The sequence below is a fragment of the Angelakisella massiliensis genome (genome assembly GCF_900104675.1).
Lineage (GTDB): Bacteria > Bacillota > Clostridia > Oscillospirales > Ruminococcaceae > Angelakisella > Angelakisella massiliensis.
In genome coordinates this window covers 1,208,737-1,229,467 of the sequence record NZ_LT629945.1, presented here as the reverse complement: position 1 = coordinate 1,229,467, position 20,731 = coordinate 1,208,737, and the positions used below count along the sequence as shown (strand labels likewise).

Genomic DNA, 20,731 nt, shown 5'->3' with positions numbered 1-20,731 from the left:
TCACCCTTCCCACCCCGCATAAGATGAAAGGAAAACACTCCAGATCACGGAAAGGAAGATGGTTATGCCCAGCATTTATCTCAGTCCCTCCACACAGGAATACAACCCTTACATCTGCGGCGGCAATGAGGAAATGTACATGAACCTCATCGCGGACGAAATGGAGCCCTGGCTCATTTCCAACGGCATCTCCTTTACCCGCAACACGCCGGATATGACTGCCGCCAGTTCCATCGCTCAGTCCAATGAGGGCAACTACGACCTGCATCTGGCCCTTCACTCCAACGCCGCTCCGCCCGCCCTGGCTGGAACCCTTCAAGGGAGCATCGTTTTCTACAATCCCGACCGGTCTCAAAGCAAGAGGGCTGCCGAAATTCTGGCGGATTACCTTCGTCAGATCTATCCCCAGCCGGACCTGGTTTCTGCCCAACCCACCGATTACCTGGGTGAGGTGCTGAAAACCAAAGCCCCCGGTGTACTGATCGAATATGCCTTCCACGACAACTGCCAGGACGCCACCTGGATCCGCAACAACATCCCCCTTCTCGCCAAAACCACCGTGGAAGCGCTGACGGAATATTTCGGCATTCCCTTCGTCCAGGCCCAGCCGCCCCGCTCCGCCGTGGTGCAGGTCTCCTCCGGCTGCCTGAATATCCGCTCCCGCCCCAATACCAAGTCCACCATCCTCCGCTGCGTCCCCAATGGTCACCGGCTGACAGTAGTAGGAACCCTTCCGGACTGGTATGTAGTGCAGGATGGCGGACAGCCTGGATATGCCGCCTCCCGCTTTATCCGGCTGATATGATGTTCCCGACATCAGAAAAAATCTGGGCGCAGGCCTGAAAGCAAGCTGCGCCCAGTTTATAGAAAAATGTGCAAAAGAAAGCGATGTGAAGATACCCCAAAACGGCCTCCTTTGCTATACAACACCCTAAACTTAAAAAGGTGCCCGCTTCAATCACAGCAGGCACCTTTGAGCGTGTCGAAAAAGTTCGACACGCTTCCAGGGGGTATCCCATACCCCCTGGATACGCCGCTTGGTTCCTGATGAAACCAGCGGCGATACCCCCGGTTTCGCGCCCCGGTGGGCGCGGGTCGTGGTATAAAAATCAGGCGCATGTCCTGATTTTTATGATTTTCAATTTCATTTGTTCCTGAAACCAGGGTTTTCTATAGTATAAAAGGTGCCCGCTTCAGTCACAGCAGGCACCTTTTATATTTAGGGGGGCCAAGGGGAAAATTTGTTTTGATTCAGGACGGTGCCATTAATGCTGTTCTCCACTTATCATCTGTGGGGAACCCACTAAAGGGACACGCTGTTTTTTTCCAAACAACTTCTTTTATCTAAAAAATTATCCCCCGTGCAAATTGCGGCCCACAAAAGAAACCATATCCCAAACTTATACAAAGGGCCCCCTTTTTCTGCTGCTTCCTGTCCCCAAAATTTCTCTGCTTATCCCACCGGAACACAGGTGATGCTGGAAACCTCATGGGACTGGATGAAAAACTCCAAATCTCCCAAATCCATATCATGAGGGGAACGAAGAACGATTTCATATCTGGTGGTACCGTTATCCTCCTGGGTAACAGTGCTCTCCACGATCTGAAGCCTATGCTTTGCCGCATAGTCCTCCAACTGGCGGATAAAGTTCACATGTCCTGAAACATTGAATCTCCACCGGCTCAGCGCCATGGCGTCCACCCCTACAGTGTAACGGTGCATGATGATCTGCAGCACAGCTATTACAGCTGTTGTAAAAATCCCCAAAACAAACAGCCCCGAACCGATGGCCAAACCGATACCGGCAGTGGCCCAAAGTCCGGCAGCAGTGGTAAGGCCCTTGATGGTATTGCCATTTTTAAAAATGACCCCCGCGCCCAAAAAGCTGACGCCGCTGACCACCTGAGCCGCAACACGGGCAGGGTCCGCTCCTCTGGTGCCGTTGAACACATCTCCCAAAGAGCCGGTCAGATCCGCAAAGCCATATTTGGACACGATCATCAGCAGCGCCGCTGCGCAGCAGACTATGATATGGGTGCGGATGCCCGCTTCCTTGAAGCGGCGGCTTCTTTCAAAGCCGATACACGCGCCGCAAATGCAGGCCAAAATAATACGCGCAAAAAAATCCAGTTCCTGGATCACAGAAAACTGGCTGTTGATATATTGGGTCAGGGTCATGATGCAAACTCTCCTTAACAAGCTTTATTGTTTCTTTTTCTGACAGGCGCTTTTAGGGGAAGCCTTTTGGGGAGGGCTCAGATCCAGATGGGGCTGGGAAAACGTCTTTTCCTGTCGGGGCAGATACAGCCGAAGGGCCGACTGCATTGCCGGAGAGCTGTATACACCTTCAAATCCATTGCTGATATACATATCATTTACTCCTCTTGATTTCAGGGGTGAATTTAGTTATAGTGGTTATTATAGCCTCAGATACCCATTATGTAAAATGAAGATTTTGAAAGCACCTATAAAAAATCATAATAGGAGGTCTTTGAGATGCTGGATCCGAAGCTGTACACGCTGCTGGAAGTTTATAAATGCAAAAGTTTTGTAGGCGCGGCTCGCAAGCTTTCCATCACCCAGCCTGCCGTCAGCCACCACATCAAAGTGCTGGAGGAAGAGCTGAATGTCTGTATCTTTGACCGAAGCAACGGGAAAGTAGTTGTGACGCGGGAAGGTGAAGAAGTCATCAACTGCGCAAAAAAGATGCTTGGCCTCTATAACAGCCTTCGGCAGGATCTCAGCGACAGCCGCCGCTTGGTTTCTCACCTGACCGTGGGGGTGACCCATACAGCGGAGAGCAATCCCATCGCAGAGGCTCTGGCAAACTACGGCGCCCAAAACGATCATGTTATGATTAAAATGATTACAGGGACTATCAATAAACTTTATAGCAAGCTGAAGTCCTATGAAATCGATCTGGCCATTGTGGAGGGCAGGATTCCCGACCCGGAGATCCGCTACCTGCTGATGGACACCGACTATCTGGTGCTGGCAGTGTCGGTGCATCATCCATTTGCCAAACGTGCCATGGTCACCCTGGAAGAGCTGAAAAAGGAACGGATGATCCTGCGTCTGCCCAGTTCCGGCACCCGTAATCTCTTCGCGGCCCATCTGGAGAGCAATAACCAAAGCATCAACGACTTCAACGTGATTCTGGAGCTGGACAACATCGCCACCATCAAAGACCTGATCCGAAGGGATTTTGGTGTATCCATTCTTCCCAGAAGCGTCTGTCTGGGAGAACTGAAGAAAAAGTCCATTGCGGTGCTGCCGGTGGAGAATCTGAGTATGGTGCGGGAAATCAATCTGGCCTATCAAAGCGATTTCGCCCAAACCGACATTCTCCATGACCTTGTGGAATCCTACCAGGAAACACTGCGCCGTTACCAGTAAAAGCTGCCATGGAGCGTCTTGGATCTTTGTCTTGATCCTGCTGGGCTCATCCCCTTCCATCTTCACCCTAAAATTAATAAATTGTCTTTGCGTTTACAGCAAAGGAAAAGCGGATGGTTCGATAACCCATCCGCTTTCTTTTTGGTCAAAAAACTTAGATCAAAGATTATGCTCTCTTATGAAATCATACTGTACAATGCTGCCGGCAAGGTCCTCAAAATCCCTTGCAGAGATTTGCTGGATGCTTTTGCAGAATGCCCATCTGCTTACCAGCCTTATTTTTTCTGTCGCCCTTCTCCTCGCCTTCCGGCAAGGAGGCAGCGACAGCTTTTCCGCAAATGATATCGTCCAAAATATCGGCGTATCAATCAAATTGAGAGGCAGTATTCGGGGTTGCCCCTGATACCAGCAAAGGGAAAAACAACACTCACCGAACGATCACGGACACGCCGTCGGGAATGACCGTAACTGTATAGTCTTCTTTTCTGACGATATCTTTGGCCAATTCCATCGCCGCTTCCAGAGAATGGGCCGGAATCATATGCAGCCCCCGCACCATCTCATCCGGCGCATCGGACACGTAGATAACGGTGGCTCGATGAAGGACACGAATGAATATCTGACTCTGCCACTGATCGGCCTGTGTTTCATTTCGGCCGCGTTCCAAAAACAGAGAAAGTGTTTTGCCTATGTCCTTCTCATCCGCCATTTGATGATAGAAATGCTCTCCCCCATGCCCGTCATCGGATTTGGCCGCCATGATGATGACTCCTCCCGGCTTGACAGTAGCCTCCGCGGCTGTCATCCCTTTTACCGCCTGATAGATATTTTGATCCAAAGGATAACCGCCGTTTGTGGAAATCACAATGTCAGCCGCCCTGGACTGGACCTGACAAAGGGATAACAGAAAACGGCATCCCTCCTGATGGGCTTGCTCCGCATCACCCGCCACAGCGTAAATGACCTCTTTTTCCGCGTTGAGCACCACATTGACAATAAAGGCCAGCCTGGCCTTTTTACAGGCCCAAAGCATATCCTTATGAATGGGGTTGTTTTCCAAAATTCCGGTGCGGGAGCAGGGATCCGCGATAAACTCGGAGCAATGGTTTGCCAGCACTGTAGAACGGCTTGCAATACCAGGCAACACACTCTTTCGTCCGCCGGAAAAACCGGCAAAGAAATGGGGCTCTATAAATCCTTCAGAAACCAACAGATCCGCCTCCACCGCAAGGCGGTTGACAGCACAGTCCCCTCCGCTGGGCAAAGTACCGATGGAAACCATGGGCGAGCGATCGCAATCATGAACCTCAATGTCTTCTGAGGCAACGATTTCGGGGCCAAACTTTTCCACCAGTTCTTTTTGCGTAGTCCCCCTGTGGCAGCCTGTGGCGATCAAAATCGTAATATGGGCATCAGGACTTCCCTTCCGGATTTCCCGCAGCATGGCCGGAATAATCACCTTGCTGGGAACCGGGCGGGTATGGTCGCTGGCAATAACAACAATATTTTTCTTTCCCTCTGCAAGCTGGGAAAGAGGGAGCGTTCCAACAGGATGCTTCAAGGCGTCTTCCACCAATTCAGCGGGGCCTTTGGCTGCTTTGTAATGATGAATCTGAGAGAGCAAAACTCCCTGTATGTGCTGTTCTTCCAGCTGCAGTGTCAGCTGCTGCTTACCGTAAGGAAAACAAAACTCCATCATTCATTACCTCCTGTTTGTTTCGGTATATCCATCAGCCTTTTTCAAAAATAACACGCTTGCAGATGATCTCATTTTTATCCAGAGGGGCAGCTATGTATGGAAAGGGGGGCTGCTTTGATTTTTGCTGTTCTGAATTTCAGAACAATATTTTGATTTTATTATATCATTTTTCTTCCTGTCATTGCCAGAGATGGTGTAAGAACTGTGCGAAAATATATCTCCCGGAAATTTGCAGTTTAAAACAAAGATTTGCTGCCTGCTGAGCTGTTTTTGCAAATGCTGAAATTGCTTGCAACAGCACTCCTGAGAGGCGCTGAAAATTTTCCTTCCCTCCTACCTGTGTCCATTTTTAATGTTCCCCCGGTGGACCTATGAAGGGTAAGCCATACAAAAGAGGAAGGGTGGGCAGTCTGACAGACTGCCCACCCTTCCTCCCGCTTTCGCCCCTGCAAGCGGCGAAAGCCGGAGAGAGAAAAAGGGGGAAGTAGAGAAGAACGCAATTTTTATTTGCCGTAATAGGCTTTCAGGTAGATATCCTTCAGTTCCCGAACCAGAGGATATTTGGGATTGGCTGTGGTGCACTGATCCTCCAGAGCGTGATCTGCCAGCAGATCCACTTTGGAAAGGAACTCTTTCTCATCAATGCCGCAGGACTGGATGGTGGGCGTGATGTTCAGCTTGGCTTCTAGTTCCAGCACCGCTTTGATGAGGCTCTGGACCCCTTCCTCTGTAGTGGAGGCAGGCAGTCCCAGGTAACGGGCGATCTGGGCGTATTTTTCATCGGCGATAAATTTCTCATACTTGGGGAAAATGGTAAACTTGGTGGGAGTGGAGGCGTTGTAGGCAATGACATAAGGCAGCAGCACCGCGTTTGCCCGGCCATGAGAAATATGGAACTCTCCGCCCAGCTTATGGGCCAGAGAATGGTTCACGCCCAGGAAAGCGTTGGTGAAAGCCATACCTGCAATGCAGGAGGCGTTGTGCATCTTTTCCCGTGCCAGCTCATCTCTGCCGTTCTCATAAGCTCTGGGCAGATACTTGAACACCAGCTCGATGGCTTTCATGGCCAGACCATCTGTGAAGTCGGAGGCCAATACCGAAACATAGGCTTCAATGGCATGGGTGAGAACATCCATACCGGTATCGGCGGTGATGGTGCGAGGCATACTCATCACAAACTGGGGATCGATGATGGCAACTGTGGGGGTCAGAGCGTAGTCCGCCAAAGGATATTTGATGTTGCCGTTGGATTTGTCGGTAATGACACTGAAAGAGGTAACTTCACTGCCTGTACCGGAGGTGGTGGGAATGGCCACCAGCGCCGCCTTCTTGCCCAGGGTGGGGAACTTGAAGGCCCGTTTGCGGATGTCCATAAACTTCAGCTTCATGCCGCTGAAAGAGGATTCGGGATGCTCATAAAACAGCCACATGCACTTGGCCGCGTCGATGGCGGAACCGCCGCCCAAAGCAATGATCACATCGGGACGGAAGCGGTTCATTGCCTCCACGCCCTTCATGATGGTCTCCACGGAGGGATCCGGCTCCACGTCGGAATAGATCTCACTATGGCAGTATTCCGCCCTCTTGCGGAGATAGTAAAGTACCTTGTCCACATAACCCAGCTTTTCCATGGTGGGGTCAGTGACGATGAAGGCCCGGGTGATGCCGGCCATCTTCTCCAGGTACTGAACGGAATCTTTCTCAAAATAGATCTTGCTGGGAACCTTGAACCACTGCATATTGACCTTCCTGAAAGCGATGCGTTTCTTGTTGATGAGATTGACCGAGGAGACGTTGGCGGTAGTGGAGTTGCGTCCAAAGGAACCGCAGCCCAGGGTCAGGGAGGGGGTGTTGGTGTTGTAAATATCACCGATGGCGCCCTGAGAGGAAGGAGAATTGGCGATGACACGCCCCACCTTCATCTCTTCACCGTAAGCGGAGCAAAGCTCCAGGTCATTGGAATGAATGACAGCGGAATGTCCCAGACCTCCCAGCTCCAGCATCTTCTTCGCTTTCTGGAAGCCCTCCCGATAGTCCTTGACCACATAGTAGGCCAGCACCGGAGAAAGCTTCTCCCGGGAAAGAGGATAGTCAGGGCCAACATCAGCCAGGCGGGCCAGAAGGATTTTGGTATCTTCCGGTACGCTGATCCCCGCATGGGCGGCGATCCAGGCGGCCGGCTTGCCTACCACCGCCGAATTGACTGCCTGCTTTTCGCTGTTGATCACATAATCCGAGACCTTTTGGGTCTCCTCCTCATTGAGGAAATAGCAGCGGTTTTTCTTCATATAAGTTTCAAACTGCTGCTGGATGGCCTCGTCCACAATGACCGCCTGCTCACTGGCGCAGATCATACCGTTGTCAAAGGTTTTGGAGAGGATCAGATCGGTGCAGGCCCGTTCCACATCCACGTTGCTGTTGATATAGCAGGGAACGTTTCCGGGGCCAACGCCCAATGCCGGTTTTCCGGCGCTGTAGGCGGAACGTACCATGCCGGAGCCTCCGGTGGCCAGAATCAGCGAAATATTGGGATGATTCATCAAAGCATGAGTGGCTTCCATCGAGGGCAGCTCGATCCACTGGACACAGTTCTGGGGCGCTCCTGCCGCAATACCGGCATCCCGCAGCACTCTGGCCGCCTCAGCGGAGGATTTCTGCGCCGAAGGATGAAAGGCGAAAATAACAGGATTCCGGGTCTTGGTGCAGATAAGGGTCTTGAACATGGTGGTGGAGGTGGGGTTGGTTACCGGTGTAACGCCCGCCACAATACCTACCGGCTCCGCTACCTCGGCATAGCCTTCCATCTCGTTTTCTTCCACCACACCCACCGTTTTCTGGGCCTTGATGGAATGATAGATGTACTCTGTGGCAAAAAGGTTCTTGATGATTTTATCCTCATATACGCCGCGGCCTGTTTCTTCCACCGCCAGCTTCGCCAAACGCATATGATTGTCCAAACCCGCCAGCGCCATCGCCTTGACGATCTCGTCCACCTGCCGCTGGTCCAGCTCCATATACTCCTTCAGTGCCTGCTCCGCATTGCGTACCAGACGGTCCACCATCTGCTGTACTTTATCTCCTTCATCCACCTTTATTTCCACTTTGTTCTCGCCTTTATCTTTCATTGTGGTATGCCTCCTGTTTCTATCATTTCTGACTGCGCAGAATTTGTTAATCTTTTAACATCTACTATTATACGAACCTTCCCCTTCAGAAGCAATAGACAAAAGCGCAAAATAGTTAAACTTTTAACGAAAAGTTTGATAAAAAATAAACAATTCTTTCTGTCTGCTTTTCCCTCTTTTCCATACTTCATGTCAGCCTGTTCATATGCTTCCGCGCCTTCTCCGGGAAGAGCAAAGAAAATCCCCTGTATTTCTTTGATTTTGCTGTCAACTTCACATTTTCAGATATGGAAGTCATTACCACAATACGTTGTATAAAGAAAATTTTTATGCTAGAATAGAAATCAAATTAACAATGGTAGCTGTTCTTATTTTCAGTTCATAAAGAACGGTTTGCCAAAAAAGGAGGGCCTTTAACCGTGGTGCCATAAGAAAACATGAAAAAACCCAGTAAAATCAATGTTTTTTAGGGCAGCGGAAAACGGGGCAGGTCAAAACAACTGAATAATCAGACAGAAACAGGGTGTTGTCAAGCATGACAGCGCCCTTTTCTGTTCCCCGGCCAAGCCGCAGATTTTGAAAAAAGTCTGCGGCTTTTCTTTTTGCCCAAAAGCAGAAAGGAGGCGACGGCCTATGTACTTCACTTCCGGCAGCGATCGGGCCTTTGAACAGCTCATGCAGGGCAAGCCCGGTTTTGACCACTACGACAGCGGCGAGGCGGTCACGCCGGAGGACTGCGGCACCTGCCGCTTTTATCGCCCGCACTGGAAATATCAATTCTGCGTCTATGCGGAATGTCCCTACCAGCCGGGCAAGCTGACCGCCTACGACGCGGTGACATTTCGAGTGAAAGGAGTTGAGAATATGGCAGTATTTCGTGTAGAGCGTAACAAGGGCTACACGGTGATGTCCAATCACCACCTGCGGAACAAGGACTTATCCCTGAAAGCCAAGGGCCTGTTATCGCAAATGCTCTCCCTGCCGGAAGATTGGGACTATACGCTGAAAGGTTTGTCCCTTATCAACCGGGAGCAGATCGACGCGATCCGGGCCGCAATCCGGGAGCTGGAACAGGCCGGGTACATCGTCCGATCCCGTGAGCGCGACAGCCAAGGGCGCTTGCGCGGCGCGGACTATGTGATCTATGAACAGCCCCAGCCTGTGCCGGATTCACCTACGTTGGAAAATCCAATGTTGGATAATCCAACGCAGGAAAAGCCTACGTTGGGAAAACCAACGCAATTAAATAAAGATATATCAAGTAAAGAAAAATCAATTACTGATGTATCAATTACCGATCCCATTCCTATCCTTTCCCGACCCTCTCCTTTGGAGGACGAGGCGGCACAGCCGCCGGAACGGAAAGGAACGGAAGCGAAATCACAGAGCGCCATAGAGATTTATCGTCAAATCATCATGGACAACATTGAGTACGAACACCTTTGCCAGCACGTCAAGGGCATTGACCGGGAAACGCTGGACGAGATTGTGGACTTGCTGGTGGAAACCGTATGCAGCGCCCGCAAGACTATCCGCATTGCCGGGGACGATTACCCGGCAGAGCTGGTGAAATCCAAGTTTATGAAACTGGACAGCTCTCACATCGAGTTTGTCTTTGACTGTTTGAGCAAGAACACTTCGGAAATCCGCAACATCAAGAAATACCTGCTGGCTATGCTGTTCAATGCGCCCAGCACGATCAACGGTTACTATGCCGCGCTGGTGGCCCATGACATGAACACCGGCAAAATCTGAAAGGAGGACGGCCCTATGAAACAGGGTGCATTGATTTTCGACGAGCGCAGCGACCGTTACGACATTCGCTTTGATCTGGCGGACTACTACGGCGGCCTGCACTGTGGGGAAACCTTTGATGTGATGGTGGGCGGCAGGTGGAAGCCCACCCGCATTGAGTACGGGGCCAACTGGTATCTGGTTGGCATCCGTGCCGACGATCTTTCCGGCCTGCGGGTGAGGATTTAATCGGGGACAACCGGCGCAAGCGGCTGTCCCTTTTCTGTTTCCTGCGGCGGCTGACGGTGCCACCTTAACCGTCCCGCCGCACTTCTGCGAAAGGAGGGATAGCGATTGCAGGAGGAAGTAACCCAAAAGACAATAGCCTTTTCCATCAAATCGGCCAAGCTGACAATCCAAGTGCTGCAAGCGGCGGCCCGCAAGTTTCTGGAAACCCAAAACAAGGGCAAGACCAAGCTGCACCACGGCCAGCAGAGCCTAAAGCAGCTCAAAAAGCACGGGGCGGCCCTGTCCAATATCGAGATCACCGACGCCAACATTGGACTGTTTAAGCCCTGCGCCAAGAAATACGGCGTGGACTTCACGCTGCGGAAAGACGCCACTACCCAGCCCCCGCACTACATCGTGATTTTCAAGGCCAAGGACGCCGACAACATGGAACAGGCGTTCAAGGAGTTCACGGCCAAGAAGTTGCAGCGGGAGGAACGGCCCTCGATCCGCAAGGACATTGCCGCAAGCAAGGAAAAGGCAGCAGCCCGCAACGCTGACCGGGCCAAGGAAAAATTCAAAGAAAGGGGGCTGTCACGATGAAGCCGGAAATGAAAAAACTGATAATCGCCAATCTGCCCTATCTGCTGTTTGTCTATCTGTTCGGCAAGCTGGGGCAGGCGTACCGGCTGGCGGAGGGCATCGACCTTTCCCAAAAGCTCCTGCACTTTGCGGATGGCTGCGCGGCGGCCTTTGAAAGTGCCGCCCCCAGCTTCCACCCCACTGACCTGCTGATCGGCGTCGCTGGTGCTGCGGCGCTGCGGCTTATGGTGTACTGCAAAGGCAAGAACGCCAAGAAATACCGCAAAGGCGTGGAATATGGCAGCGCCCGATGGGGCGGCCCCAAGGATATAGCCCCCTATATCGACCCCAATTTTGACAACAACATTCTGCTGACACAGACGGAACGGATCACCATGAACAACAGGCCGAAAGACCCCAAAACCGCAAGAAATAAAAATGTTCTGGTGATCGGCGGTTCCGGCTCCGGCAAGACCCGGTTCTTTGTAAAACCAAACCTGATGCAATGTGTGTCCAAGGACTATCCGACCTCATTTGTGATAACCGATCCCAAGGGCAGCTTGATCGGTGAAGTGGGCCAGCTCCTTATCCGCAGCAGCTACCGCGTGAAAGTGCTGAACACCATCAATTTTTCCAAGAGCATGAAATACAACCCGTTTCGGTATCTGCACTCGGAAAAAGACGTGTTGAAGCTGGTAAATACCCTGATTTGCAACACTAAAGGCGAGGGCGAAAAAAGTGCGGAAGATTTTTGGGTGAAATCGGAACGGCTGTTCTACACGGCCCTGATCGGCTATATCTGGCAGGAAGCGCCGGAGGAAGAAATGAACTTCACGACGCTGCTTGAAATGATAAATGCCAGCGAAGCCCGCGAGGACGACCCGGAATTTCAGTCGCCGGTGGATTTGATGTTTGAGCGATTGGAGGAACGCGATCCAGACCACTTTGCCGTCCGCCAGTATAAAAAATTCCTGCTTTCGGCGGGCAAGACACGTTCCTCTATCCTTATCAGCGCAGGTGCGAGAATGGCCCCTTTTGACATCCGCGAGGTGCGGGAGCTGATGGAGGACGACGAACTGGAACTTGACACCATCGGGGACGAGAAAACGGCGCTGTTCCTGATTATGTCGGACACGGACACGACCTTTAATTTCATTCTGGCAATGGTGCAAAGCCAGCTTATCAACCTTTTGTGCGACCGGGCCGACGACAAATACGGCGGGCGGCTGCCCGTCCATGTGCGGCTGATTCTGGACGAGTTCGCCAACATCGGCCAGATTCCAAACTTTGACAAGCTGATTGCCACCATACGAAGCCGGGAAATCTCGGCTTCTATTATTTTGCAGAGCCAGTCGCAGCTAAAGGCCATTTACAAGGACGCGGCGGAAATCATTTCCGACAACTGCGACTGTACGCTGTTCCTTAGTGGCCGGGGCAAGAACGCCAAGGAGATTGCGGAGGTGCTGGGCAAGGAAACCATTGACAGCTACAACCAGAGCGAGAACCGGGGCGCGCAGACCTCCCACGGACTGAATTACCAAAAACTCGGAAAGGAGCTGATGAGCCAAGACGAAATTGCAACGATGGACGGAGGCAAGTGTATTTTGCAGGTGCGCGGCGTGAGGCCGTTTTTCAGTGAGAAATACGACATCACCCGCCACCCCCGCTATCAATACCTCTCGGACGCCGACAAAAAGAACACCTTTGATGTGGACAGCTACCTGTCGTCCCTGCGCCGGAAAAAGCGGCGCGTGATAACGGAGGACGAACCCTTTGACCTCTACGACATTGAGCTGTCGGATGAAGATTTTGCCGTAGAATAAAGCGGCCATAGAGAAAGGAGCGTGACCGATGGGACACTCGGACGAATGGACATTTGCGGATTATTTCAAGTATGAGAAAGAAATCTACCGGGCAATCATTTCCGCTGCGGTGCTGTGCCAGTGGATCGCAGAACATGATACCCCGCCCACGGACGGGGAAGCCGAAGAACTTGCAAGGGAAATAGACCGCAGACTGTGTGAAGCATGGGGCGAAATTTTTTCGCTGGCTGTGCTGGAATGGCGGGACGGCCAGTAACTCCGGGCCGTCTGCGGATTGTGAGGCTGCCGCTGTGAACGGCGGCTTTTTTTGCACCCAAACACCATCACAATCTGAATTTATGGAGGTATATTTATGGAATTTTTCAATAGTGCAGTTGATACTTTGCAGACCATCGTTGTGGGCCTCGGCGGCGCGCTTTGCGTATGGGGCGGCGTCAATCTTTTGGAGGGATACGGGGCGGACAACCCTGCAAGCAAGTCACAGGGAATCAAGCAGCTTGTCGCCGGAGGTGGCGTTGCCCTCATTGGCATGACCCTTGTTCCGCTGCTGTCCGGGCTGCTGGGATAACCCCATGTGTGTTAGAAAACCCTCCGCGTCCTCTCTGATCTGGGAGGGCGCGGGAAAGGAGGTGTCCCCACATGATCGGTGATTTAATCGGGGAATGGATCAAAGGAATCCTGATCGACGGTATCATGGGCAACCTGTCCGGCCTGTTTAACACGGTCAATACCAAAGTCGGGGAAATCGCGTCGGATGTGGGCAGTACCCCGCAGGACTGGAACGGCGGCATTTTCTCCATGCTGCAAAACCTGTCCGAAACGGTGATCGTCCCCATTGCGGCGGCCATTCTCGCCCTTGTGATGTGCTATGAGCTGATCGACATGATTGTGGAAAAGAACAATATGCACGACTTCGACAGCTCCATGTTCTTCCGCTGGATTTTCAAAAGCGCCTTTGCCATCCTCATTGTGACGAACACATGGAATATCGTCATGGGCGTGTTTGACGCCACCCAGCAGGTCGTCAACCAGAGCGCCGGGGTGATTATCGGAGATACCAGCATTGATTTTGACACGCTGCTCCCTGATCTGGAAAGCCGCCTTGAAGCAATGGACATCGGGCCGCTTCTGGGCCTGTGGTTCCAGACCCTTGTTGTGGGGCTGACGATGAACATTCTTTCCATCTGCATTTTCCTTGTGACCTATGGAAGAATGATTGAAATTTACGCCGTGACCGCATTGGGGCCGATCCCCCTTGCCACGCTGGGCAATGCAGAGTGGCGCGGCATGGGCCAGAACTACTTGAAATCCTTGCTTGCGCTGGGCTTCCAAGCCTTTTTAATCATGGTGGTTGTCGGGATTTATGCGGTGCTGATCCAGCAGATCGGAACCGCCGACGACATATCCGGTGCGATCTGGGGCTGTATGGGCTATACCGTTTTGCTTTGCTTCTGTCTGTTCAAGACGGGAAGTATCAGCAAGGCCGTATTTACCGCCCACTAAAGAAACGAGGTGACTTTTTATGGCTTATGTAACTGTCCCCAAGGATTTAACCAAGGTCAAATCCAAGGTAGTATTCGGGCTGACGAAACGCCAGCTCATTTGTTTTGGCGGTGCGCTGCTTGTTGGCGTCCCGCTTTTCTTTTTGATCCGGGGCCGCGTCCCGACCAGCGCGGCGGCGCTCATTATGGTGTTTGCCATGCTGCCGGGCTTTCTGCTGGCGCTTTACGAAAAACACGGCCAGCCCCTTGAAGTGGTGGTGCGCCAGATCGTAGAGTGCTGCTTCATCCAGCCCAAGGAACGGCCCTACCAGACCAACAACGCTTATACCGCCCTTGTGCGGCAATCCCAAATGGAAAAGGAGGTCAACGCCATTGTCCAAAAAGCAAAAGAACGAAACGAGCGCAAAAGCGCCGGTCAAGCTCACCCGCGCCGAAAAGAAAGAAATTCAGGCCGTCATCCGAAAGTATAAGGGCGACGGCAAGCCCCATTCGGCGCAGGTCAGTATTCCCTATGAGGCCATGTATCAGGACGGCGTGTGCCGGGTGACGCCCCGCACCTTTTCCAAGTGCATTGAGTTTACGGACATCAGCTACCAACTGGCGCAGGCGGACACCAAGACCGCCATCTTTGAAAACCTGTGCGACCTCTACAACTATCTGGACGCCTCCATTCATGTGCAGTTTTCCTTTATCAACCGCAAGATCGACCCCAAGCAGTACGCCAAGAGCTTTGAAATCCGGGCGCAGGGGGACGACTTCGACGACATCCGCAGCGAGTATTCCGACATTTTGCAAGACCAGCTTGTGAACGGGAACAACGGACTGATGAAGCGGAAATTTATGACCTATACCATCGAGGCGGACAGCCTGAAAATGGCCCGCGCCAGACTGCGCCGGATCGAAACCGACCTTTTGGGCTATTTCAAGAGCATGGGGGCCTCCGCATGGGGACTGGACGCCAAGGAACGGCTGGAAGTCATGCACAGCATTTTCCACCCGGACGGGGAACCGTTCTCCTTTGACTGGAAGTGGCTTGCCCCGTCGGGGCTTTCTACCAAGGACTTTATCGCCCCGTCCTCGTTCCGCTTCGGCAATGCCCGGATGTTCGGGCTGGGCGGCAAATACGGGGCGGTGAGCTTTCTGCAAATCCTCTCCCCGGAACTGTCGGATGAAATGCTGGCCGACTTTCTCAACACGGAAAACGGCATTGTGGTGAACCTCCATGTGCAGGCCATCGACCAGAGCGACGCCATTAAGACGGTCAAGCGCAAGATCACCGACCTTGACGCCATGAAGATTCAGGAACAGAAACGGGCTGTCCGCAGCGGCTACGACATGGATATACTTCCCAGCGACCTTGCCACCTACGGGCAGGACGCCAAGGAGTTGCTAAAGACCTTGCAGAGCCGGAATGAACGGATGTTCCAGCTTACCTTTTTGGTTCTGAACACCGCAGACACCCGGCAAAAGCTGGAAAACGATGTGTTCTGGGCTGCCGGTATTGCACAGAAATACAACTGTTCCCTTGTGCGGCTGGACTACCAACAGGAACAGGGGCTTATGAGCAGCCTGCCGCTGGGGGCCAGCCACATCCAGATTGAACGCTCCCTGACGACTTCCAGCGTGGCCGTGTTCGTCCCTTTTGTAACGCAGGAGCTTTTTCAGGGCGGCGACGCCATGTATTACGGGATCAACGCCAAGACCGGCAACATGATTATGCTCGACCGCAAACGAGCGAGGTGTCCCAACGGGCTAAAGCTGGGGACACCGGGAAGCGGCAAAAGTATGAGCTGTAAATCGGAGATTGTGAGCGTGTTCCTCTGCACCCCGGACGATGTGTATATCTGTGATCCAGAGGCCGAGTATTACCCCCTTGTGAAGCGGCTGCATGGGCAGGTGGTGAAGCTGTCGCCTACCAGCAAAAACTATGTGAACCCGCTGGACATCAACCTGAATTACAGCGAGGACGAAAACCCGCTGGCCTTGAAAAGTGATTTCGTGCTGTCGTTCTGTGAGCTTGTCATGGGCGGCAAGAACGGGCTGGAAGCCATCGAAAAGACGGTCATTGACCGTGCCGTGCAGGTGATCTACCGGCCCTATCTGGCAGACCCCCGCCCGGAGAATATGCCCATCCTGTCCGACCTGCATCAAGCCCTGTTAGACCAGCATATCCCGGAGGCTGACCGTGTGGCGCAGGCCCTTGACCTGTATGTAAACGGCAGTCTGAACGTCTTTAACCACCGCACCAATGTCAACATCGAGAACCGCATTGTGGCTTTCGACATCAAAGAGCTGGGCAAGCAGCTCAAAAAGCTGGGGATGCTCATTGTCCAAGATCAGATTTGGGGCCGTGTGACCCAAAACCGCAGCCAAGGCAAGGCAACGTGGTACTTCTGCGACGAGTTCCATTTGCTTTTGCGAGAGGAACAGACAGCCGCTTTCTCCTGCGAGATTTGGAAGCGGTTCAGAAAATGGGGCGGTATTCCGACAGGTGCCACACAGAACGTCAAAGACCTGCTTTTCTCCCCGGAGATCGAAAACATTCTGGAAAACAGCGACTTCATTTGCCTGCTCAATCAAGCCAGCGGCGACCGCAAAATCCTTGCGGAACGGCTGAACATTTCGCCCCAGCAATTACGGTATGTGGACAATTCCGAACCCGGCGAGGGGCTTCTCATTTACGAAAATGTGATCCTGCCCTTTAAGAACCCCATCCCGAAAAACACCCAGCTCTACCAGATCATGACGACCCGGTTAGGCGAGGGGGCGACGGTATGAGCGCCTTAACACATTTCAGCCTGTTTTCCGGGATCGGCGGGATCGACCTTGCGGCGGAAGCCGCAGGGTTTACCACCGTATGCCAGTGCGAATGGGCGGATTTCCCGATGGAAGTTTTGAAAAAGCACTGGCCGCAGGTACCAAAATTCCGGGACATTACCACAGTGACAAAGGAGGCATTTTTTGAAAAAACAGGACGAGAAACCACCACACTTATTTCCGGGGGATTCCCCTGCCAGCCCTTTTCCAGCGCCGGGAAACAACGGGGATTTGAGGACGAACGGTATTTATGGCCCGAAATGCTCCGCGTTATCCGGGAACTGCACCCCTCTTGGGTGCTTGGAGAAAATGTTGCTGGCTTCATCCATCTGGGGCTCGACAAGACGGTTTTTGACTTGGAGCAGGCAGGCTACGCCGTTAGGGTTTTCGTACTTCCTGCTGTCGCCGTCGGCGCATGGCATGAGCGCAAAAGAACTTTCATCATCGGCCATACTGCTTCCCACGCCCCTTGCCAGCGACACGGGGGATGTGGGGAAGACTGTCGATGTGCGGATGACCCCGACCGGGAGCTTCCGAAAATACAACCCCAGCGGAACCGTATGGACGGCGCGGCTGTCATGGGCGGTTTACAAACTGCTGGGCAGCCCGCCGGGGGATGTGAAACTGAATCCCGACTGGGTGGAATGGCTGATGGGATTCCCCCGGAGATGGACGGACATTCCATGTGGGCCAAAGAACCGGCGCAAATCCCGTACTTAATCAGCGACCCGCCGGCGAATGTGGCAAAACGGTTAAAGACTTTGGGAAACGCAGTTGTTCCCCCGCAGGTGTACCCCATCCTGCGCTATATTGCAGAGATCGAAACCGGGCGCTGCCGGAACAGACAAGGAGGTGACGCCCTATGAAGCAGTTGAAACCCCGTGATAAGGTGACGCAGCACATGACCCGCGACGGCCTGACGCTGGACAACCAGACCACCGGCAAGAGCATCAACATTTCCAGCCGGGAGGCCGAACAGGACTATTCCGCAGCCGAGCCGGGCGGCACCGCTGAAAAGGTGCTGGAACGTGCCGGGGACATCCGGGAGCGCAGCAAGGCGAAGCGGGCCGCCAAGGATGGCGCGAATACGGCAGCGCAGGCCACCGGCCCGGCGTCCCGCCTGCAATTCACCGCCGAGGAACGGGCCGATCCCGCCCTTTCCAAGTACGTTCACAAGGCGGAAAAGCGGGCGGATAAGCTGGACGCAGCCAAAGAAGCCCTGCCGAAAAAGCGCGTCGTCACCAAGGAAATCGTCTATGACGAGGCCAAGGGCAAGGCCAAAACCAAGCTGCACTTTGACAAGGTGGAGAAACCGGCCCCCAAGCTCAAACCCAACCCGGCCAGCCGTCCGATGGAGGAAGCGGGCCTGTATCTGCATGGAAAAATCCATGAGGTTGAGCATGAGAATGTGGGCGTCGAGGGCGGCCATAAGGGAGAAGAACTTGCCGAGCGCCAAGCGGGAAAAGCCATTCGCAGCGGCATCCGGCGTCATAAGCTCAAACCCTACCGGGCCGCAGCCAAGGCCGAGAAAAAGGCCATTGCCGCCAATGCGGAGTACATCTACCGGAAATCCTTGCGGGACAACCCGGAAATGGCGCAGGCGGTGAAAAACCCGGTGGCCCGGTTCTGGCAGAAACAGAAAATCAAACGGGACTATGCCAAGGCAGCACGGGCGGCGGGCCAGACGGCACAGGGCGCAGCCAGCGCCACCAAGACCACCGCCGCAGCCGCCAAAAAAGCCGCCGAGAAAAGCAAACAGGCCGCGTCCTTTGTGGCCCGGCACTGGAAAGGTGTGCTGCTGATCGGCGGTGTGGGCCTTATGCTCATGCTGATTATGGGCGGCCTGCAATCCTGTACGGCCATGTTCGGCAGCGCAGGAACCGGCGTGGCAGCCACGTCCTATCTGTCCGAGGACAGCGATATGCTGGGGGCGGAAGCCGCCTATGCGGACATGGAGGCCGATTTGCAGTATGAGCTTGACAACTACGAAAGCCTGCACCCCGGCTATGACGAATACCGTTTCGATCTGGACGAGATCGGTCATGACCCCTATGTGCTGACTTCCATCCTGTCGGCGCTGCATGAGGGCGTCTATACGCTGGGCGACGTGCAAGGCGACCTTGCCATGCTCTTTGAGAAGCAATATACCCTGACACAGACCATTGAAACCGAAACCCGATACCGCACCGAAACCCGGACGGACAGCGAGGGCAACACCTATACTGTGCAAGTTCCCTACACCTATTACATCTGCAACGTGAAGCTGGAAAACTTCGATATGTCCCATCTGCCTGTTTACATCATGGGCGAGGAACAAATGAGCCTGTATGCGGTGTATATGCACACGCTGGGCAACCGGCCTGACCTGTTCCCAAACGGCACCTATCCCAACGCTTCCACCGTCAAGGAGCCGACCTATTACGACATTCCCCCGGAGGCTTTGGAGGACGCCACCTTTGCCGCAATGATGGCCGAGGCGGAAAAGTATGTAGGTTATCCGTATGTGTGGGGCGGCAGCTCTCCCAGCACCAGCTTTGATTGCAGCGGCTTTGTGAGCTGGGTAATCAATCACAGCGGATGGGACGTGGGACGGCTGGGCGCACAGGGCCTTTGCAATATCTGTACCCCTGTTTCCCCGGAGCAGGCCAAGCCCGGCGACCTTGTATTTTTCGTCGGCACCTACGACACCCCCGGCGTTTCCCACGTCGGCATTTATGTGGGCAATTCCGTGATGTTGCACTGTGGCGACCCTATTTCCTACACCAACCTCAATTCGAGTTATTGGCAGCAGCATTTCTATTGTTACGGGCGTCTGCCTTGACGCCAGAAAGGAGTTTTGACTATGGCAAACAAACTTGACCGTATCGAAAAGGACATTGAGAAAACCAAGGCCAAGATCGCGGAGCTGCAAAAGCAGCTTCGTGAGCTGGAAGCGGCAAAGACCGAGCAGGAGAATTTGCAGATCATCCAGCTTGTGCGCGGCCTGAACATGAATCCGGAGGAATTTGCGGCGTTCCTGCGCGGCGGCGCTTTGCAGAGCGCCCCGGCCCCGCAGCCGGATTTTGAACAGGAGGACAATGCCAATGAAGAATAAGATCATTCGCACGTTTACCGTGACGCTGGCCGCCGTGCTTTGCCTGACGGCCTTTTCCACCACCGCGTTTGCCGGTGGCACTGACCCCAACCCGGAGCCTTTGCCGGAAACCACCGAGGCACCGCAGGAGGAAGAACCCACCACCGGCGGCATGGAGCCGAAGGGCGTACCTGTTACCCCGGAGGGCAATGCAACACTGGTGGATGATTTTTATGGGGATAAGCAGCTTATCACCGTTACCACCAAGGCGGGCAACTACTTTTATATCCTGATCGACCGCGCCAACGAGGACAAGGAAACCGCCGTTCACTTCCTCAACCAAGTGGACGACGCTGACCTGCAAGCACTGTTGGAGGACGGCAAAGCCGCCCCGGAAACCTGTACCTGTACGACCAAGTGCGCGGCGGGAGCCGTCAACACGAATTGCCCGGTATGTAAAACCAATATGACCGAGTGTACCGGCCCGGAGCCGGAACCGCAGGAGCCGGAGGAAACCGAGCAGCCGCAGGAAGATGAAGCGAAAGGCAGCGGCATGGGCGGCCTTGTCGTGTTCCTTGTGGTGGCCCTGATCGGCGGCGGCGCGGCCCTTTACTTCTTCAAGTTTAAGAAGCCCAAGGCCGACACCAAGGGCGGCGACGAGCTGGACGAATACGATTTTGGCGAGGACGAGGACGACGAGGACGAACCGACCCCGGAGGACGAGGAACCCGCGCAGGATAAGGAGGAATAA

At 53.6% G+C, this 20,731-nt stretch carries 19 protein-coding genes; 15 read left to right on the top strand and 4 right to left on the bottom strand.

Annotated features, from left to right (window positions below):
- Window positions 1-64: 64 nt before the first annotated feature.
- Window positions 65-805 (top strand): SH3 domain-containing protein, encoded by a 741-nt coding sequence (locus BQ5383_RS11200; protein ID WP_071432017.1) that lies wholly within the window; start codon window positions 65-67, stop codon window positions 803-805.
- 648 nt (window positions 806-1,453) lie between these two features.
- On the opposite strand, the gene BQ5383_RS11195 is transcribed toward BQ5383_RS11200, so the two are convergent.
- Together BQ5383_RS11195 and BQ5383_RS21130 are read right to left on the bottom strand one after the other, a co-directional pair.
- Entirely contained in the window at window positions 1,454-2,179 is a 726-nt protein-coding gene (locus tag BQ5383_RS11195; RefSeq protein ID WP_071432015.1) for an MgtC/SapB family protein, read from the bottom strand.
- 24 nt (window positions 2,180-2,203) lie between these two features.
- Window positions 2,204-2,371, bottom strand: a complete 168-nt coding sequence (locus tag BQ5383_RS21130) for a hypothetical protein (protein ID WP_172724620.1) — start codon at window positions 2,369-2,371, stop codon at window positions 2,204-2,206.
- A 126-nt stretch (window positions 2,372-2,497) separates the two neighbouring features.
- Here BQ5383_RS21130 and BQ5383_RS11190 point away from each other — a divergent pair, with 126 nt between their 5' ends.
- Window positions 2,498-3,397, top strand: coding sequence for a LysR family transcriptional regulator (locus tag BQ5383_RS11190; RefSeq protein WP_071432012.1), 900 nt, complete (start codon window positions 2,498-2,500; stop codon window positions 3,395-3,397).
- Between the two features lie 427 nt (window positions 3,398-3,824).
- On the opposite strand, the gene larA is transcribed toward BQ5383_RS11190, so the two are convergent.
- Together larA and adhE are read right to left on the bottom strand one after the other, a co-directional pair.
- The gene (gene larA, locus BQ5383_RS11185) at window positions 3,825-5,096 is read right to left on the bottom strand and encodes a nickel-dependent lactate racemase (RefSeq protein ID WP_071432010.1); all 1,272 of its coding nucleotides are present in this window, start codon (window positions 5,094-5,096) and stop codon (window positions 3,825-3,827) included.
- 503 nt (window positions 5,097-5,599) lie between these two features.
- Window positions 5,600-8,221: a bifunctional acetaldehyde-CoA/alcohol dehydrogenase gene (adhE, locus tag BQ5383_RS11180; protein ID WP_071432008.1), complete on the bottom strand. Its 2,622-nt coding sequence runs from the start codon at window positions 8,219-8,221 to the stop codon at window positions 5,600-5,602.
- A gap of 633 nt (window positions 8,222-8,854) precedes the next feature.
- On the opposite strand from adhE, the gene BQ5383_RS11175 reads away from it, so the two are divergent.
- The 13 genes from BQ5383_RS11175 to BQ5383_RS11115 all read left to right on the top strand — a co-directional run bounded on the left by BQ5383_RS11175 (window position 8,855) and on the right by BQ5383_RS11115 (window position 20,731).
- Entirely contained in the window at window positions 8,855-9,976 is a 1,122-nt protein-coding gene (locus BQ5383_RS11175; RefSeq protein ID WP_071432006.1) for a DUF6017 domain-containing protein, read from the top strand.
- A 15-nt stretch (window positions 9,977-9,991) separates the two neighbouring features.
- Window positions 9,992-10,204 (top strand): DUF5348 domain-containing protein, encoded by a 213-nt coding sequence (locus BQ5383_RS11170; RefSeq protein ID WP_002574007.1) that lies wholly within the window; start codon window positions 9,992-9,994, stop codon window positions 10,202-10,204.
- Between the two features lie 105 nt (window positions 10,205-10,309).
- Entirely contained in the window at window positions 10,310-10,786 is a 477-nt protein-coding gene (locus BQ5383_RS11165; RefSeq protein ID WP_069988615.1) for a PcfB family protein, read from the top strand.
- Window positions 10,783-12,588 (top strand): VirD4-like conjugal transfer protein, CD1115 family, encoded by a 1,806-nt coding sequence (locus BQ5383_RS11160; protein ID WP_071432002.1) that lies wholly within the window; start codon window positions 10,783-10,785, stop codon window positions 12,586-12,588. Before BQ5383_RS11165 ends, BQ5383_RS11160 begins: the two co-directional genes overlap by 4 nt.
- A gap of 28 nt (window positions 12,589-12,616) precedes the next feature.
- Entirely contained in the window at window positions 12,617-12,844 is a 228-nt protein-coding gene (locus BQ5383_RS11155) for a hypothetical protein (protein ID WP_005946702.1), read from the top strand.
- Between the two features lie 96 nt (window positions 12,845-12,940).
- On the top strand, window positions 12,941-13,156 hold the full coding sequence (locus BQ5383_RS11150) for a Maff2 family mobile element protein (protein WP_002566673.1): 216 nt from the start codon (window positions 12,941-12,943) through the stop codon (window positions 13,154-13,156).
- Window positions 13,157-13,227: 71 nt separating this feature from the next.
- Entirely contained in the window at window positions 13,228-14,091 is an 864-nt protein-coding gene (locus BQ5383_RS11145; protein WP_005946756.1) for a VirB6/TrbL-like conjugal transfer protein, CD1112 family, read from the top strand.
- 19 nt (window positions 14,092-14,110) lie between these two features.
- Window positions 14,111-14,560 carry a PrgI family protein gene (locus BQ5383_RS11140; protein ID WP_071432000.1) on the top strand — a complete coding sequence of 150 codons (450 nt, stop codon included), beginning with the start codon at window positions 14,111-14,113 and terminating at the stop codon, window positions 14,558-14,560.
- A complete protein-coding gene (locus BQ5383_RS11135; protein ID WP_071431998.1) occupies window positions 14,463-16,868 on the top strand; it encodes a VirB4-like conjugal transfer ATPase, CD1110 family in 2,406 nt (801 codons plus the stop codon). Before BQ5383_RS11140 ends, BQ5383_RS11135 begins: the two co-directional genes overlap by 98 nt.
- On the top strand, window positions 16,865-17,773 hold the full coding sequence (locus tag BQ5383_RS11130; RefSeq protein ID WP_071431996.1) for a DNA cytosine methyltransferase: 909 nt from the start codon (window positions 16,865-16,867) through the stop codon (window positions 17,771-17,773). Before BQ5383_RS11135 ends, BQ5383_RS11130 begins: the two co-directional genes overlap by 4 nt.
- The gene (locus tag BQ5383_RS11125; protein ID WP_071431994.1) at window positions 17,770-19,728 is read left to right on the top strand and encodes a C40 family peptidase; all 1,959 of its coding nucleotides are present in this window, start codon (window positions 17,770-17,772) and stop codon (window positions 19,726-19,728) included. Before BQ5383_RS11130 ends, BQ5383_RS11125 begins: the two co-directional genes overlap by 4 nt.
- Window positions 19,729-19,749: 21 nt before the next feature.
- Window positions 19,750-20,001 (top strand): DUF4315 family protein, encoded by a 252-nt coding sequence (locus BQ5383_RS11120; RefSeq protein ID WP_071431992.1) that lies wholly within the window; start codon window positions 19,750-19,752, stop codon window positions 19,999-20,001.
- The gene (locus BQ5383_RS11115) at window positions 19,991-20,731 is read left to right on the top strand and encodes a DUF4366 domain-containing protein (RefSeq protein ID WP_069988608.1); all 741 of its coding nucleotides are present in this window, start codon (window positions 19,991-19,993) and stop codon (window positions 20,729-20,731) included. The genes BQ5383_RS11120 and BQ5383_RS11115 overlap by 11 nt, the downstream gene beginning before the upstream one ends.

Coding starts and splice junctions, on each gene's coding strand:
- BQ5383_RS11120 (WP_071431992.1), top strand. CDS start 19,750: ATGGCAAACAAACTTGACCGTATCGAAAAGGACATTGAGAAAACCAAG.
- BQ5383_RS11145 (WP_005946756.1), top strand. CDS start 13,228: ATGATCGGTGATTTAATCGGGGAATGGATCAAAGGAATCCTGATCGAC.
- BQ5383_RS11140 (WP_071432000.1), top strand. CDS start 14,111: ATGGCTTATGTAACTGTCCCCAAGGATTTAACCAAGGTCAAATCCAAG.
- BQ5383_RS11115 (WP_069988608.1), top strand. CDS start 19,991: ATGAAGAATAAGATCATTCGCACGTTTACCGTGACGCTGGCCGCCGTG.
- BQ5383_RS11200 (WP_071432017.1), top strand. CDS start 65: ATGCCCAGCATTTATCTCAGTCCCTCCACACAGGAATACAACCCTTAC.
- BQ5383_RS11190 (WP_071432012.1), top strand. CDS start 2,498: ATGCTGGATCCGAAGCTGTACACGCTGCTGGAAGTTTATAAATGCAAA.
- adhE (WP_071432008.1), bottom strand. CDS start 8,221: ATGAAAGATAAAGGCGAGAACAAAGTGGAAATAAAGGTGGATGAAGGA.
- BQ5383_RS11125 (WP_071431994.1), top strand. CDS start 17,770: ATGAAGCAGTTGAAACCCCGTGATAAGGTGACGCAGCACATGACCCGC.
- BQ5383_RS11170 (WP_002574007.1), top strand. CDS start 9,992: ATGAAACAGGGTGCATTGATTTTCGACGAGCGCAGCGACCGTTACGAC.
- BQ5383_RS11130 (WP_071431996.1), top strand. CDS start 16,865: ATGAGCGCCTTAACACATTTCAGCCTGTTTTCCGGGATCGGCGGGATC.
- larA (WP_071432010.1), bottom strand. CDS start 5,096: ATGATGGAGTTTTGTTTTCCTTACGGTAAGCAGCAGCTGACACTGCAG.
- BQ5383_RS11195 (WP_071432015.1), bottom strand. CDS start 2,179: ATGACCCTGACCCAATATATCAACAGCCAGTTTTCTGTGATCCAGGAA.
- BQ5383_RS11175 (WP_071432006.1), top strand. CDS start 8,855: ATGTACTTCACTTCCGGCAGCGATCGGGCCTTTGAACAGCTCATGCAG.
- BQ5383_RS11160 (WP_071432002.1), top strand. CDS start 10,783: ATGAAGCCGGAAATGAAAAAACTGATAATCGCCAATCTGCCCTATCTG.
- BQ5383_RS11155 (WP_005946702.1), top strand. CDS start 12,617: ATGGGACACTCGGACGAATGGACATTTGCGGATTATTTCAAGTATGAG.
- BQ5383_RS21130 (WP_172724620.1), bottom strand. CDS start 2,371: ATGTATATCAGCAATGGATTTGAAGGTGTATACAGCTCTCCGGCAATG.
- BQ5383_RS11150 (WP_002566673.1), top strand. CDS start 12,941: ATGGAATTTTTCAATAGTGCAGTTGATACTTTGCAGACCATCGTTGTG.